This is a genomic window from Faecalibacterium sp. Marseille-Q0746, from assembly GCF_017377595.1.
Classification (GTDB): domain Bacteria; phylum Bacillota; class Clostridia; order Oscillospirales; family Ruminococcaceae; genus Faecalibacterium; species Faecalibacterium duncaniae.
In genome coordinates this window covers 142,761-158,343 of sequence record NZ_JAFREI010000001.1, presented here as the reverse complement: position 1 = coordinate 158,343, position 15,583 = coordinate 142,761, and the positions used below count along the sequence as shown (strand labels likewise).

Annotated in this window: 17 protein-coding genes; 16 read left to right on the top strand and 1 reads right to left on the bottom strand. The window is 54.6% G+C overall.

Going from position 1 to position 15,583, the window contains the following annotated elements; genetic code table 11:
• Positions 1-109 precede the first annotated feature (109 nt).
• From spo0A to J3351_RS00770, 6 genes are all read left to right on the top strand, one after another.
• Positions 110-868, top strand: coding sequence for a sporulation transcription factor Spo0A (gene spo0A / locus J3351_RS00795; protein WP_005932794.1), 759 nt, complete (start codon positions 110-112; stop codon positions 866-868).
• Positions 869-1,049: 181 nt separating this feature from the next.
• Complete coding sequence (locus tag J3351_RS00790) at positions 1,050-1,232, top strand: site-specific integrase (protein ID WP_156061226.1); 183 nt, start codon at positions 1,050-1,052, stop codon at positions 1,230-1,232.
• 73 nt (positions 1,233-1,305) lie between these two features.
• Positions 1,306-2,151 (top strand): PD-(D/E)XK nuclease family transposase, encoded by an 846-nt coding sequence (locus tag J3351_RS00785; RefSeq protein WP_238078335.1) that lies wholly within the window; start codon positions 1,306-1,308, stop codon positions 2,149-2,151.
• A gap of 17 nt (positions 2,152-2,168) precedes the next feature.
• Positions 2,169-2,321 (top strand): hypothetical protein, encoded by a 153-nt coding sequence (locus tag J3351_RS00780; protein WP_156069906.1) that lies wholly within the window; start codon positions 2,169-2,171, stop codon positions 2,319-2,321.
• 164 nt (positions 2,322-2,485) lie between these two features.
• Positions 2,486-2,947 (top strand): NUDIX hydrolase, encoded by a 462-nt coding sequence (locus tag J3351_RS00775; protein ID WP_005932800.1) that lies wholly within the window; start codon positions 2,486-2,488, stop codon positions 2,945-2,947.
• A gap of 112 nt (positions 2,948-3,059) precedes the next feature.
• Entirely contained in the window at positions 3,060-4,232 is a 1,173-nt protein-coding gene (locus J3351_RS00770) for a sugar MFS transporter (RefSeq protein WP_207696889.1), read from the top strand.
• A 151-nt stretch (positions 4,233-4,383) separates the two neighbouring features.
• Here J3351_RS00770 and J3351_RS00765 read toward each other — a convergent pair whose 3' ends face one another.
• Positions 4,384-5,520: an AI-2E family transporter gene (locus tag J3351_RS00765; protein ID WP_207696888.1), complete on the bottom strand. Its 1,137-nt coding sequence runs from the start codon at positions 5,518-5,520 to the stop codon at positions 4,384-4,386.
• A gap of 467 nt (positions 5,521-5,987) precedes the next feature.
• Between J3351_RS00765 and rpmE the strand changes: the two genes are divergently transcribed.
• The 10 genes from rpmE (at position 5,988) to J3351_RS00715 (ending at position 15,421) form a co-directional block, all read left to right on the top strand.
• Positions 5,988-6,188, top strand: coding sequence for a 50S ribosomal protein L31 (gene rpmE / locus J3351_RS00760; RefSeq protein ID WP_005926533.1), 201 nt, complete (start codon positions 5,988-5,990; stop codon positions 6,186-6,188).
• A 180-nt stretch (positions 6,189-6,368) separates the two neighbouring features.
• Positions 6,369-7,112, top strand: a complete 744-nt coding sequence (locus tag J3351_RS00755) for an ABC transporter ATP-binding protein (RefSeq protein WP_207696887.1) — start codon at positions 6,369-6,371, stop codon at positions 7,110-7,112.
• The gene (locus J3351_RS00750; RefSeq protein ID WP_207696886.1) at positions 7,109-7,981 is read left to right on the top strand and encodes an ABC transporter permease; all 873 of its coding nucleotides are present in this window, start codon (positions 7,109-7,111) and stop codon (positions 7,979-7,981) included. The genes J3351_RS00755 and J3351_RS00750 overlap by 4 nt, the downstream gene beginning before the upstream one ends.
• A 15-nt stretch (positions 7,982-7,996) precedes the next feature.
• The gene (locus tag J3351_RS00745) at positions 7,997-9,442 is read left to right on the top strand and encodes a GldG family protein (RefSeq protein ID WP_207696885.1); all 1,446 of its coding nucleotides are present in this window, start codon (positions 7,997-7,999) and stop codon (positions 9,440-9,442) included.
• A 10-nt stretch (positions 9,443-9,452) separates the two neighbouring features.
• The gene (locus J3351_RS00740; protein WP_207696884.1) at positions 9,453-10,415 is read left to right on the top strand and encodes a DUF4340 domain-containing protein; all 963 of its coding nucleotides are present in this window, start codon (positions 9,453-9,455) and stop codon (positions 10,413-10,415) included.
• Positions 10,416-10,672: 257 nt separating this feature from the next.
• Entirely contained in the window at positions 10,673-11,719 is a 1,047-nt protein-coding gene (gene potA / locus J3351_RS00735) for a spermidine/putrescine ABC transporter ATP-binding protein (RefSeq protein WP_005932816.1), read from the top strand.
• Positions 11,720-11,729: 10 nt separating this feature from the next.
• Positions 11,730-12,545, top strand: coding sequence for an ABC transporter permease (locus J3351_RS00730; protein WP_097771254.1), 816 nt, complete (start codon positions 11,730-11,732; stop codon positions 12,543-12,545).
• A complete protein-coding gene (locus J3351_RS00725) occupies positions 12,545-13,393 on the top strand; it encodes an ABC transporter permease (RefSeq protein ID WP_207696883.1) in 849 nt (282 codons plus the stop codon). Before J3351_RS00730 ends, J3351_RS00725 begins: the two co-directional genes overlap by 1 nt.
• Positions 13,390-14,622 (top strand): PotD/PotF family extracellular solute-binding protein, encoded by a 1,233-nt coding sequence (locus tag J3351_RS00720; RefSeq protein WP_207696882.1) that lies wholly within the window; start codon positions 13,390-13,392, stop codon positions 14,620-14,622. Before J3351_RS00725 ends, J3351_RS00720 begins: the two co-directional genes overlap by 4 nt.
• A 79-nt stretch (positions 14,623-14,701) precedes the next feature.
• On the top strand, positions 14,702-15,421 hold the full coding sequence (locus tag J3351_RS00715) for an acyl-[acyl-carrier-protein] thioesterase (protein ID WP_242699247.1): 720 nt from the start codon (positions 14,702-14,704) through the stop codon (positions 15,419-15,421).
• Positions 15,422-15,583: the final 162 nt, after the last annotated feature.

Sequence of the window (15,583 nt, the reverse complement as noted above, 5' to 3'; positions counted from 1 at the left end):
GATTCGACTGAAGATTCCATAATATGGCAAAAATAACAGTTGAAATCCATGGGAATTTATGGTAAAATCAGAAACGTAAGGAAAACCGCACACATTGGAGGAATGAACGATGGACAAGATCAAATTTTTGATGTCGGATACTGGCGCAGAGATCACGGCAGCCTGTCGTGAAGCTTTGGAGCAGAAGGGCGTAGAGGTGACCGTGGTGGAAAAAGACGGCCTGAAGGTCCTGCAGAAAATGCTTGCAGTGCGGCCCCAGGTGGTGTTGCTGGATGCCTTTATGCCCGGGCTGGATGCGCTGGCCGTGAAACAGAAGTACAATGCAGCCGGTGAGCGTCACACCTCTTTCTTTGTGACGGGGGCGTTCCAGAGCGAGGAAATGGTGCAGGAGCTGCTGGACGAGGGCTTTGCTTACTACTTCGTCAAGCCCTTTGACGAGACGGTTCTGGCAAACCGCGTGCTGAAGGTGGCTGCCGGGCAGGAAAAGCGCATCCTGCACACCAGCGTGGACAGTGATGAGCTGACAGTCACTGAGATCCTGCACCAGATCGGTGTTCCCGCTCATATCAAGGGCTATCAGTTTCTGCGGGATGCCATCCTGCTCACCATGAACGAGCCAGAGTACATCAACGCTGTGACAAAACGCCTCTACCCGGAAATTGCCAAGAAAAACGGTACCACTGCCAGCCGCGTGGAGCGGGCCATCCGCCACGCCATCGAGGTGGCGTGGGACCGGGGCGACGTGGATACCCTCAACAGCTACTTCGGCTATACCATCCACAACCTGCGGGGCAAGCCCACCAACAGCGAATTCATCGCGATGATCGCTGACAAAATGCGGCTGGATAAACGGCAGAGAGCAGTGTGATGGATGCACATGCCGACGTGATATTTTGCGTGCACATCTGGCAATTCTGGGGGGTTGAAAAAATGTTTATCGCTATGGAATTATAGAATTATGGATTCCGTAGTGATAAACAGAAACCTTCCATAGCGATAAACCTTCTGGATTCATTGAGCGGCAGCGGATGATCCAGAAGGTTGTTTTTATGTTGGAACGTGATGTGGAACTGTTCATAGAGCACTGTGAATTGAAGGGGTTGAGCAAAAAGACGATTGGAAGCTACGAACAGACGATGCGATTATTTATTAGATTTTCCAACGAACAGGGAATTGTGCAGACGGAGAAGGTGACGCACATGATGGTACAGAACTATATTAGCGCCAACTAATGTGGTTGAACGAGGGTTGATAAAATGACTGCTCTATGATAAAATAAACAATAGAAACAGGAGGTGAGGGAAGTTGCAGGAAACCGAAGCACAGAAGCGTGAACGGCATCATCAGGAAGACCTTCAGCGATTGAGAGGGTTCCGGCCTATCGACGATACGTTTATGCGCGGGATGTTCAAGGATAATATTCCATTGGCAGAACTGGTGCTCCGCATCATTGTGGGTAAACCTGATCTGATACTGACCAAATGTGAAACGCAGGCCGACCTGAAGCGCGTGACTGGAGCACGGTCAATTTGTCTGGATGCATATGCCACCGACAGCACGGGCAAGAAATATGATATCGAGATTCAGCGCTCTGACAATGGAGCTGACCCACACCGGGCAAGATATCATTCCAGTGTGATGGATGTAGAAAATCTGGACAAGGATCAGGATTACCGAGAACTGCCGGATACCTATGTCATTTTCATTACGGAAAAAGATTACTATAAGGCCGGAAAACCTGTATATGTCATTCGGAATATGAACTTGACGTTGGGACTGCCGTTTGAAGATGGAACTCATATTCTGTATGTGAATGGCGAGTACCGTGGCGATTCGGACATCGGAAGACTGATGCATGATTTCAATTGTACCAGTGCAGAGGATATGAACTTTGACCTGATGGCAGAACGAACGCGCTACTTGAAAGAAAACCCGAAAGGAGTGGGCAGTATGTGCAAGGCTATGGAAGAATTGAGAGTTGAAAGCTATGCCGAGGGAAAAGCTGAAGGCGTAGAAATCGGTAAAATGGAACAGGCAAAAAAGACTGCCTTGAAACTCAGTCGGAAGGGAAATTCCGTAGAAGAAATCGCAGACCTTCTTGGCTATGATGTTGATACTGTAAGCAGTTGGATCGCCCCGAAAGCATGTTGAGCGAAATGTGCAAGGCTATGGAAGAGCTGAGAGTAGAAAGCCGAAAAGAAGTGGCAGTTGAGATGGCACAGAGCCTTTATGAACAGGGTGTATCGATTGAGCAGATTGCAAAAGCAAGCAAGGTCGATGCGGACACTGTAAAAGGATGGCTCACACCGAAGGCTGGGTAACAGCAGAACAATAAGACACCAGCGTATCGTGTTGCGAAAACATGGTACGCTGGCGTTTTTGCTTGAAGAAATTGCTTTGTTCTCTTTCTGCTGGTAAAATAGGGGCGGATGTACGAATAAGAATGAATGTGGGAGCGTGATGGAAAGTGGATATCTCTTTTAAGATGGGCGATGAAAAGTTCAATTATAGAGTGAGTGCAATCATAATTTCTAACGGAAGAATTTTGGCAATGTCCCATGACAAACCGTCAGAGTACTACTCTCTGCCCGGGGGTAGAGTGATGATGGAGGAAACGGCCGAACAAGCGATGATACGGGAAGTTCGGGAAGAGCTTGGTGTTTCACTGAAGATATCCCGGCCATTATGGTTGAATCAATCTTTCTTCACAAAAGATACAGATGGTCTCCGATATCACGAGATATGTATTTATTTTTTGATGGATACCGCAGATGCTGGCCTGCTGGAAAGGCAAAACACGTTCACTCGAACAGAGGGAACCGATACGCATATATTTAAATGGTTAGAGATTGCTCAATTAAAGGATGAAACTTTTTATCCATTGTTCCTGAAAAAAGAAATTTCCAACCTTCCGGATGGGTTCACGATCCGAACGGAAGTGCGATGATGAATCTGTGCTTTCAATGTTGACGTTTTTGTTGTACAAAATTGAGGAATTTATCCTAATGGCATTTCTTCTGTTGTGATATAATTGTATCGATCAAAAGGAGGAATGCAAGATGATCCATCTGCTGTTAGCGGTGATCTATGTTTCTTTTATCAGTCTGGGCCTGCCGGATTCTCTGCTGGGGGCTGCGTGGCCTTCGATCTATCAGGGATTTGGGGTTCCGGTCTCCTATTCCGGTGTGATCTTCTGCATCATATCGGTGGGAACGGTGCTCTCCAGCCTGCAAAGTGACCGGATGACCCGCCGGTTTGGAGCAGGCGGTGTTACAGCCATCAGCGTTGCCATGACCGCCGCAGCACTGTTCGGGTTCTCTGTCAGCAGCTCATTCTGGGCTATGTGCCTGTGGGCGATCCCTTATGGACTTGGAGCTGGAAGCGTGGATGCAGCACTCAACAACTATGTGGCGCTCCATTTTGCCAGCCGCCACATGAGCTGGCTCCATTGTATGTGGGGGATCGGAGCCTCGGTCGGGCCCTACATCATGGGCGCGGCGCTTTCTTCCCGTGCCGGGTGGCAGACGGGGTATCGGGTCATCAGTGTGATGCAGATGGTGCTGACGATCATCATTCTGCTGAGCCTCCCGCTCTGGAAAACAAAATCGGGTGCGAATGCCGAGGAGCGGGAAGCAGTCCCGGCAGAAGCGCTGACCCTGAAACAGATTTTCCGGATCTCCGGCGTAAAAGAGGTTCTGGTTACATTTTTCTGCTACTGTTCTCTGGAGCAGACCACCAGTCTGTGGGCCAGCAGTTATCTGGTGCTGAACAGGGGAATCGCGCCGGAGACCGCCGCCGGCTTTGCCAGTCTTTTCTTTGTCGGCATCACCGTGGGACGGGCGTTGTGCGGCTTCCTGACCTTAAAATTCGATGATACCCAGATGGTTCGTATGGGGCAGGGGATCATCGCGATTGGGATAGCGGCGTTTCTTCTGCCGCTTGGGGAAGCAGTGACACTGGCAGGGCTGCTGCTGGTTGGTCTTGGCTGTGCTCCGATCTATCCCAGCATCATTCATGCAACGCCGGGCCGCTTCGGTGCGGACAGGTCACAGGCGATCATTGGGGTTCAGATGGCCAGCGCCTATATTGGCAACTGCCTGATGCCGCCGTTGTTCGGTGTGATCGCAAACCACACCACGATCTCGATTTTTCCGTATTACCTGCTGGTGATCCTGATTTTGATGGGGTATATGCACGAAGCGCTGCAAAAGAAAACGAAAGCGGTGCAATAAAATACCGCTGCTCTTGCATTTGGGGAAATGCACAAGAGCAGCGGTATTTTTTGTATGCATATCAATCCCGCACCTGCACCGGAACAGTCGGCAGGCCTCGCGGTCGGCTGCAGCACACCACGATTCTGGATGCGGCACTGGGGGAAAACCTTTACTCAGACGGCCCGGATCGCTGGGGTTCTCTTGCCTGTATGCGTCGGCAGGCATCCTCCTTCACAAGCTCAATGATCACCGCCGTCAGGGGGATAAAGAAGATGATGCCGATGATGCCAAAGAGCTCTCCGCCGATCATAGCGGCCACAAGGGTGTACAGCGGAGAAAGTCCCACGGATTTTCCCACCACCCGGGGGTAGATGAACTGGTTTTCAATAAACTGTACGGCAAGGTAAACAATGAGGCAGCGCACGGCCAGAACGGGATCCACCAACAGCACGAGGAATACGCTGACCACGCAGGAAATCAGCGCTCCGACGTAGGGGATAATGGCGCAGATGGCGGTCAGCATTCCCACCAGGCTGCCGTAGGGGATCTTGAAAACGGAAAACGCAAGAGCCATGAGAACGCCAAGGATCACGGCCTCGCTGCATTGCCCTGTCAGAAAATTTGCAAAGGATTGCCGGAACAGTCGGCAGAACTTCAGCAGCCAGGCGGAGTGGCTGGGCTTCAGGTAGGCACAGACCAATGTGCGGGCGTGGTGGCAGAGACTCTCTGAGCCAACGGACATATAAACAGAGATGATCAGGGCAAAGGATGCGGTCACCACGATATTTACCGTGGCAGATACGGCACCTACCGCATTGACCAGCACGGTATCGATGGTGTCAGTGACCCTGTGAAGCAGCTGCTCCCAGTCGATGCCCTCCAGCCAGCTCATCAGCCACCCCATGTCGGCATCCTGTGCGCTGAGATAGGCGTTCCAGCGGGGGATGTTTGCTTCGATCTGTACATAGAGGCTGTGAAAAGACTGCACCAGCTCCGGGATCAGCAATGTCAGCGCCAGCACCAACACCAGCACAACACCCAGCAGGGTGATGAAGAAGCTCAGGAGATGGAGTGCTTTATCCGAGGGCTGTTTTTTGGCCTTGCAGAACAGGCGTTTCAGCCGTTTCTCCAGCCCGGTCATAGGCACATTGATAAATAGTGCCAGAATGCCGCCTGCCAGAATGGGCAATACCAGGTCTACCAGCTGTGCAGCAAATGCCAGAACGGAAGAAAGCCGCAGCAGCGCCACAAAAAGCGTGACTCCTACAACAGTTATGAGCAGATATTGTTTTGTTTTTGGTTCCATGAAAAAATCCTTTCCCGGAGCTGATGGCTGAAATATGCAAAGAGAACGTCTGCGAACTCTTTTTTCGTATTGTAATCAGAAGCAGCTGGCTTGTCAAGAAGTCGGGAACTGCGGGGTTTTCTTTTTGGGCCGGGCGTGATATAATATATAGGTCGCAATTCCGTGAAAAAACTCAAAATAAACGGGAATGCGTGGAAAAGCAAAGGAATATAACAAAGAGTATCTTTGCTGTTTGCATAAGGTTGAACGAAAATCAACTTAATACAAAATTCCATAGTACAGTCTGTATAAAAATGACACGAAAAAAGCTGAAATTCCCTCTTGCTTTTTCTGAGATCTGTGCTATAATATTAAGGCAATCGTTTCCAAGGCCGCTCGCGGGGGTAGCCGATATTGAAGGTTGTGATGGGCACATACATTTATAATATGGCCCCAATAAGTCAGAACCAGAAATGAGGTGAAAAAGAATGAAACAGGGTATCCATCCGAACTACGTTGACTGCACCATCACTTGTGCTTGCGGCAACGTCATTAAGACTCGTTCTACCAAGCCCGAGATCCACGTCGAAGTTTGCTCCAAGTGCCATCCCTTCTACACTGGTAAGCAGAAGCTGGTTGACACCGGCGGACGTGTTGAGCGCTTCAACAAGCGTTTCGGCCGTAAGTAATTACTGGTCTTTTCAGCGCCGTCTCCTTTGGGAGGCGGCGTTTTTTGTTGTTATGCCGCACAAAAGCGCTCTTTCTGTAATTTACACGCCGTTCCCTTATTTTGAACACATTTCCGGACTAAAATAAACCAGTATCTTCAAAAAGCGCTTTGCGCTGCCTTAGAAAGGAGCGTTGTGAACATGATCGAAGTTTCTCATCTCACCAAACAGTATGGCAATCATCTTGCCGTGGACGATGTCTCGTTTACCGTGGCAGATGGCCAGATCTGTGGTCTGCTGGGGCCCAACGGCGCGGGCAAATCCACCATTATGAACATCCTCACCGGCTATCTCTCTGCCACCAGTGGGCAGGTGACGGTGGCAGGGCACCCTTTGCCCGAGGAGGCCGATGCCGCCAAGGCCTGTGTGGGTTATCTGCCCGAACAGCCGCCCCTTTACCCGGAGATGACGGTGCAGGAGTACCTGACCTTTGCCGCCGAGTTGAAGGGTGTGAAAAAGGCGGAACGGAAGGAGCAGGTGTGCAGGGCTGCCCGCCGTACCGGGCTGGAAGCCGTTCTGCCCCGGCTCATCCGCAGCCTTTCCAAGGGCTACAAGCAGCGGGTGGGCATTGCACAGGCATTGCTGGGCAGTCCCAGGCTCATCATTCTGGACGAGCCGATGGTCGGCCTGGACCCGGCACAGGTCATCGAGATCCGCAAGCTCATCCGGGAGCTGGGCCGGGCGCATACGGTCATCCTGTCCAGCCATATCCTCAGTGAGGTGCAGGCAGTCTGCCAGCAGATCCTGATCCTTTCCAAAGGACACTTGGCGGCAGCAGGCAGTCTGGAGGAGCTGACCGCCGATGGCAAGAGCCTGGAAGAGGTGTTTCTGGAACTGACCGACGGTGAACCGGAAGAAGCAACCGGAGAGGAGGACGCAGAATGACAGCTATTTTTAAGCGGGAATTCCGCAGCTTCTTTCACGGGATGCTGGGGTACGTCCTCACGGCGTTTCTGGTGGCGAGTTCCGGCCTGTATTTTCTGGCCCGGTGCCTGATCTACGGCCTGACCGATTTCAGTTATTACACCCTTTACCAGACCATTTTCATGCTGCTGCTCTATATCCCGGTGCTGGCGATGCGCTCACTGGCCGAGGAGCGTCACAGCCGCACCGACCAGCTGCTGCTCACCAGCCCGGTCTCAGTGTGGGGCATCGTGCTGGGCAAGTTCTTTGCCATGGCGGCCGTGTTCGCTCTGCCCTGCGCTGTGGATGCGGTGATGATCTTCATCCTCTGGGCGCTGGGCGGCACCGTGTCTGCTCTGCTCGCAAACCTTGCGGGGCTGCTCTGCTACTTTTTGCTGGGCTGTGCGGCCATTGCATTGTGTGAGTTTCTCTCCGGCCTGACCGAGAACCAGATCATTGCCGCCGTGGCGGGCTTTTCAGCCTTGCTGCTGGCCTACCTGATGCCCAGCCTGCGCAGTATGTTCAATGCGGGCAGCGCCGTGGCGCTGGCAGTGTTCACCGGGATCGCAGGCGCGGCTTCTCTGGCGGCCGGTCTGCGCACCCGCAGCTTTGTGCTGGGGTGCCTGACCTTTGCGGCGCTCTGCCTGGGCCTGACAGGGCTGTTTCTGCTCCGCAGTGCATGGCTTACCGAGGCTTTCAGCGCTGTGCTGAGTGCCTTGTGCCTGTTTACACCCTTTGAGGATTTTGTCAACAACAGCTTCTCCATCCCTGCCGTGGTCTATTATCTGACCGTGACGGCGGTGTTCCTGTTCCTCACGGCGCAGGACATTGAGAAGCGCCGCTGGAACTGAGAGGAGGGAACACAGATGAAGCTTTTTGCAAAGCAGAGCTCCTCGGGTGACGGGCGGGTGTTCCGTAGCGGGGTGTGGTCGGCAGCCATTGCCGCGGCTGTGATCGTGCTGGCCGTGCTGGTCAATCTCATTGTCCGGGCCATTCCTTCCAGATATACCGAGTTCGATCTCTCCGAGGCGGGGCTCTACACCCTGAGCGAGAGCTCCAGACAGGTGGCCGACGATCTGACGCAGGATGTGACCATTTACTATCTGGCCCAGACCGGCAATGAGGACCAGATCATCTCCAAGCTGCTGGACAAGTACGCCGCCCAGAGCAGCCATATCACCTGGGAGCTGAAAGATCCGGCAGTCTACCCGACCTTTGCGGCCCAGTACGGCGCACAGGATCTGACCTCCGGTGGGCTGATCCTGGTCTGCGGGGAACAGAGCAAGGTGCTGGATGCCGCAGAGCTTTACGACTACGATTACAGCGATTATGCCACCACCGGCGCGGCCAACGTGACCTTTGACGGTGAAAGCAGGATCACCTCTGCCATCTACCAGCTGACCAGCGGAGAGAGCCGCCATGTGTACTACACCACCAACCACGGCGAGCAGGCGCTGACTTCCACCCTGACCGATGCGCTGGAAAGCCAGAACTTGACCGTCTCGGCACTTGACCTGCTCTCCCAGACCATCCCCGAGGACTGTGACCTGCTTGTCATCAACGATCCGGCGCAGGACTTTTCTGGTGCAGGCAGTCTGGTGGATGAGCTGGGCCAGCTGCGCAGCTATCTGAGCAACGGAGGCCGCGTGCTGCTGCTGACGGATTCCTATTATAGTACCCCCAATCTGGATGCTGTGATGGCTGAGTTCGGCCTGACCCGCACCGAGGGCCTTGTGGTGGAGGGCGACACCAACCATTACCTCAATGGCTACCCGGCCCTTTACCTGCTGCCGGATTATGCCAGTACAGAGGAATCCACCGTGCTGGACGGTGTGAACACCAGCCGCAGAGTTCTGCTGCAGATGGCACAGGGCATCACCCTGACCGAGACAGAGAATGTGGTCTCGGATGCCCTTCTGGTCAGCTCGGACAGTGCTTACAGCAAACCGGAAGGCTACGAGATGACCACCACCGAGAAGGCGGACGGCGACATTGCCGGTCCCTTCACGCTGGCAGCATACGCCCGCAATGAGGACACGGGTGCCCAGGTCATCTGGGTCAACTGCGGCAATATGGACAATGAGGGCATCTATCAGGTCATCCCGGGCAATGTGACCTTCCTGCAGGGGTGTGCGGCCTCGCTGGCCGGGCAGGAGAGCGCTGTCCTCATCGACAGCAAGGCACTGGAAGCAGTTCCGTTGGAAGTGCCAGGTATTGCCGCCTCTACGCTGGGCCTGCTCTTTGTCATCGTTCTGCCTGCGGCTCTGCTGGCTGTGGGTGCCGTGGTGGTCGTGCTGCGGCGTAGAAAGTGAGGACCTGTCCATGAAAGCAAAACAGCGTACCCTCGGGGTGCTGCTTTTCCTCATCCTGCTGGCAGGCGGCGTGTTTGCCCTGCTGACGCTGCGGAATGCCCGGGAAGAACAGGCTGCCAGTGCGGCCGCAGATGGAACCATTCCGCTGGCGGCAGTTTCGGGCAATGACCTGACGCAGATCGTGCTCCACTATCAGGGCGAGACGAACACCCTGCTCTATACCGCCGATGGCTGGACGCTGGCTGAAGATCCCGCTTACCATCTGGACACCTCTGCCTGCAACACAATGCTCATCGCGCTTTCCTCTTTGAACGCAAAGCGGGAGCTGAGCCCGCAGGCAGGGGAGGACTACGGCTTTGCGGAGCCTGCGCTGACCATAGAGGTGACGGCAGCGGGCGAAACGGACACCTATACCTTCGGGACCAGCAATACCATGACAGGGGATCTCTATGTCCGCAAGAATAACAGCGATGTCATTTATACGGTATCGGGGACCAAAGCCGCCTGCTTTGAGTTGACCAGGGCGGAGCTGTTCGGTGCCTTCAACCCGGCGGGGCTGACGGTCTCGGAGATCGAAGCCGTCTCCTATACGCTGGCCGATGGCGAGACCGTGACCCTGAAAGCAAACTCGGAGCCTGTAGCAGAGAGTGACAGCAACGCCTACCAGACTGTCTGGCGGCTGGCAGGGGACACCGCCGCAGACCTCGACGAGACAAAGGTGGATGCCATCCTCTCGGCGCTCTGCACCTATGTCTCGGCACAGGCAACAGATGCCGACCCGGCGGCGTATGGTTTTGAGGCTCCGCTGGTCACAGCAGAGGTCACCACAGCCGATGGCACAATAAATCTGACCTATGCCATGGGGACAGACGGCTGTTACCTGATGGTGGAAGGCGACAGCTCCGTTTATACGGTGGATGCCAGTGTGGTGAGCGCGCTTTTATACCCTGCGGATCAGCTGAAAGCAGAATAAAACGTTTCACTCCCGCACTGTGCGAATTCTTGGTACAGCGCGGGATTTTTTTGCGCCGGATGTAAAGTTTCGGCAAACCTCGACAGAGTGATTGACATTTCAGTTCGGATTGTTTATGATAGGCGATGACAGGGCAGAATAACTGCACAATATTACGGATGTCATGGATGTTGTGCGGGGCTGGTCGCCCTGGTACGAAGGATGGGGTGGATGCCCTGTCTTTTTTCGTATCTGAGTTTAAGGAGGAAAAGTAAAAAATGGACAACTCGGTGATCGTTTCACTGCGCGATATCGTGGTGGAATTTGACGGTCAGCGCATTCTGGATGGGCTGAACCTGGACATCCATGACAAAGAGTTCGTAACGCTGCTGGGCTCCTCCGGCTGCGGCAAGACCACCACCCTGCGCCTGATTGCAGGCTTCCTGGAACCCAACGCGGGTCAGGTGCTGCTGAAGGGCCGAGATATTACCGGTGTGCCCCCCTATAAGCGTCCGGTGAATACCGTGTTCCAGAAGTACGCGCTGTTCCCGCACCTGAACGTGTTTGAGAATGTGGCCTTTGGCCTGCGCCTGAAGAAGATGGACGAAGAGACCATCCGCCGCAAGGTACGCGATATGTTGGAGGTGGTCGGCCTGAAGGGGTTTGAGCGCCGCAGCATCGGTCAGATGTCCGGCGGCCAGCAGCAGCGAGTTGCCATTGCCCGCAGTCTGGTCAATGAGCCTGAGATCCTGCTGCTGGACGAGCCTCTGGGTGCACTGGACCTTAAGCTCCGCAAGGAGATGCAGCTGGAGCTCAAGCGCCTGCAGCGTGAGATGAACATCACCTTTATTTATGTTACCCACGATCAGGAAGAGGCCCTGACCATGTCCGATACCGTCGTTGTGATGAACGGCGGCAAGGTGCAGCAGATCGGTACCCCCGAGGATATCTACAACGAGCCTAAAAATGCCTTTGTGGCGGACTTTATCGGCGATTCCAACATTGTGGATGGCGTGATGCACCGCGACTTCCTGGTCTCCTTCTCGGGTGTGCAGTTCCCCTGCGTGGACCGCGGCTTTGCCCGGGAACAGAGCGTTCAGGTGGTGGTCCGCCCCGAGGACATTGAAGTGGTCAGTCCCGTGGAGGGTCAGCTGGTGGGCGTAGTCAATGATGTCATCTTCAAGGGCGTTCACTTTGAGATGCACGTTGAGTGCGAGGGCCGTGAGTGGCTGATCCACTCCACCCGCGCCTGCACCCCCGGTGAAACCATTGGTATGCGCATCGGCCCCAACGAGATCCATATCATGGCACGTTCGGAGGGCTGAATGGGAAATGATGAAAATTTACGATAAGAAGCTGGCCTATCCTTATTTTATCTGGATGGTGCTGTTCACGGTGGTTCCGCTGATCATCGTGGTCTATTATGCCCTGACCGATGGCAGCGGCAATTTCACCATTGCCAATCTGACCAGCGTCAGCGGCTACGGCTCCGTGTTTGCCCGCAGCCTGCTGCTGGCCCTTGTGGCTACCGTGATCTGCCTGATCATTGCATTTCCGGTGGGCTATTTCCTGTCCCGCCTGCGGGTGAACAAGCAGCATATCATGCTGATGCTGGTCATGCTGCCCATGTGGATGAACTTCCTGCTCCGCACCTATGCCTGGATGGGCCTGCTGAGCATCAACGGCCCTGTGAACGCGGTGCTGGGCTTTTTTGGCCTGGGCCCCTATACCATGCTGAACACCTCCGGCGCGGTGGTGCTGGGCATGGTGTATAACTATGTGCCCTACATGATCCTGCCCCTCTACACCAGTATGACCAAGATCGATCAGAGCCTGGTGGAAGCGGCACAGGATCTGGGAGCCTCCACCACCCAGACCCTTTTCCGGGTGCTCATCCCCATGAGCGTGCCCGGCATCAGCACCGGCATCACCATGGTGTTCGTTCCGGCGGTGTCCACCTTTGTCATCAGCCGTATGCTGGGCGGCGGCTCCAACCTGATGATCGGCGACCTGATCGAGATGCAGTTCCTGGGCAACAGCTACAACCTGAACGTCGGTTCGGCCATGAGCCTTGTGCTGATGATCATCGTCCTGCTCTGCATGAGCTTCACATCCAGCTTTGATGAAGATGAAATGGAGGGCGTGTCCTGATGAAAACGAAACATCTGCGCCTGATGCAGCGGGCCTACGTCATCCTCTTCTTCTGCTTCATGTACCTGCCCATTGCCTATATGATTGTGTTCAGCTTCAACCAGAGCAAGGGCTACGCACTGTTCACAGGCTTTACCCTTAAGTGGTACACCAGCCTGCTCCATAACTCTGCCATCCTGAGCGCTTTGCGCGTCTCGCTGGAGGTGGCCCTCATCTCTGCGGTCATTGCAACGGTGCTGGGCACGGCGGCCTCGCTGGGCATTGCATCCATGAGCCGCAAGAGCCGCCTGGTGGTCACCAACATCACCTATATCCCGGTGGTCAACCCGGAGATCATCACCGGCATCTCCCTGATGCTGCTGTTTGTGGCTTACCAGCGCTTTTCCGAGGGAGTCTCCTGGCTGCCCGACACCATCATGGGAATGCCCACGCTGCTGATTGCGCATATCGCCTTCAATGTGCCCTATGTCATCTTCAACGTGACCCCCAAGCTCAAGCAGCTGGACATCAAACTGTATGAGGCAGCTCTGGATCTGGGCTGCGATCCCAGGCAGGCGTTCTTCAAGGTCATCCTGCCTGAGATCAGCCCGGCCATCCTGTCTGCCTTCCTCATCTGCCTGACCTACTCCATCGATGATTTTATGATCTCCTATTTCAACTGCGGCACGGTGGAGACCCTGCCCATTGCCATCTATTCCATGACCCGGAAAAAGGTCAGCCCGGAGATCTATGCCCTGTCCACCATCATGTTTGTGGTGATCCTGACCATCATCCTCATCTCCAATGCCATGGAGAGCCGGGAGTACCGCCGGGATCAGAAGGCACTGAGAGGGGAGGACGTAAAATGAAACGTTTTGCTGTTCTGCTGCTGACGCTGGCCATGGTATTCTGCTGTGCTGCGCCCGCCTTTGCCGCCGGAACCATTGAGGTGACCGAGGACGTTTCGGTCTCGGACGATTACGACTGGACTCGCTTTCAGGGCCAGAATCTCACCCTGAACGTTTACAACTGGGGCGAATACATCTCCAACGGCTCCGATGACAGCGTGGATGTGGTGGCCGCCTTCGAGAAGCTTACCGGCATCAAGGTCAACTACACCACCTTTGATTCCAACGAGTCCATGTACGCCAAACTGAAATCCGGTGCGGCCAACTACGATGTGGTCATCCCTTCGGATTACATGGTGGCAAAGATGATCGCCGAGGGAATGCTTGCACCGCTGGATTACAGCAACATCCCCAACTCCCAGAACATCGATGCGGTCTACCGTGATCCGGATTATGACCCCACCAACGCCTATACCGTGCCCTATATGCTCTGTACCACCGGCATCATCTACAACACCACCATGGTGGAGAATGCCCCCACCAAATGGGCTGACCTGTGGGACGAGCAGTACACGGGCAACATCCTGATGTTCAATAACAGCCGTGATGCCTACGCCATTGCAGCGTTCAAGAACGGCACCAGCATCAACCCCGAGACCCCGGAAGAGGTGGACGAGGTGGTGGAGACCCTGAAAGCGCAAAAACCGCTGGTGCAGGCCTACGTTATGGATGAGATCTTTGATAAGATGATCGGCGGCGAGGCGGCCATCGGCGTGTACTACTCCGGCGATGCCATTACCATGATCGATGATAACCCGGATCTGGCCTGGGTGTTCCCGGAGGAGGGCAGTGTGCTGTCGGTGGACTGCATGGCGGTGCCTGCCACCAGTGAGCACAAGGAAGCTGCGGAGATGTTCATCAACTTCATGTGCGAGCCGGACATCGGAAAGGCCAATGCGGAGTATATCGGCTATACCACCCCCATGCAGAAGGTGTGGGATATCCTGGACGAGGATCTGAAGTACAGTGAGATCGCATACCCCTCTGAGGAAGTGGAAGCCAAGGAAAAGGTGTTCACCGCCCTGAGCGATGAGGTCAACAACGAGCTCGACGTAAAGTGGAGCGAGATGAAGAGCTACAATGAGGGCGGCAGCGGCGTTGTGTTCCTGATGCTGCTGCTTGCCATGGTAGCGCTGGCCTGCTTCAACATCTGGCGCAAGCTGCGCAAAAAGACCCGGAATCAGTATTGAGAAGAAAGGGCCCTCTCCGTCAAAGCCTCTGGCAATGCGAAGCAATGACGGAGAGGGTCCTCTTTTGGAAAGGAAACGTATGAATCAATATACCTATCATACAACCGTTCTGAACGCAGACGGCGACTTCCGCCGGATGATCAAGCCCAGCGCCCTGTTCCGCTATGTGGAGCAGGCTGCGGCAGACCACGCCCGTGCCTACGGCATGGATGATGCTTTTTTCAAGGCGCACCACACGGCGTTTCTGGTGGGCAAGCAGGCGGCGCAGATCACCCGGATGCCCCTGCGTGCCGAAAAGCTGACCTTTCTTACTGCCTGTGAGCCGTGCAAGAAGGGTTCGATGAAGCGGCTGACCCGCATTCTGGACGAAGCAGGGAAGGAGTGTGCCCTGATCGACAGCCGGTGGATCATGGTGGATACCGATCGCGAGTGCATCCTACGTCAGCCCTCCTGGTATACGCCCGGTTACTGGAACGAGAATCTGGACGGGGAGCTGCCCCAGCTGGTGCACAAAGCAAAGGAACTGACCTGTGCAGGCAGCCGGACAGCCAGTTACTCCTTGTGCGACCTGAACGGACATGTGAATAACGCCTGCTATCTGGACATCGCCTGTGATGCCCTGCCGCTGGAGGTGGTCAAGGCCGGGCCGCTGAAATTCGTCTCCGTCAAGTACCACCGGGAGATCCCGCTGGGCAGTCAGGTCGAGGTGTTTTATGCGCCCTCGGCCGATGGCTGGTATGTGGTGGGCCGCCGCGAAGAGCACGCCGCGTTTGAATGCTACCTGGAATTTACAAAATAAATCCGGGAAAATTACAATTATGTTACAAAATCTGCGAAAAAGGTCTTGCAAAACGGAAACAAAAGAGTTACAATATGGTTACAGAAAGCGATGAGCGCTTTTTGAGACTGAAATCTTTTTCTTCTTGTTGAATAAGAGATATCGGGTGCAGAGCCTTCTCCT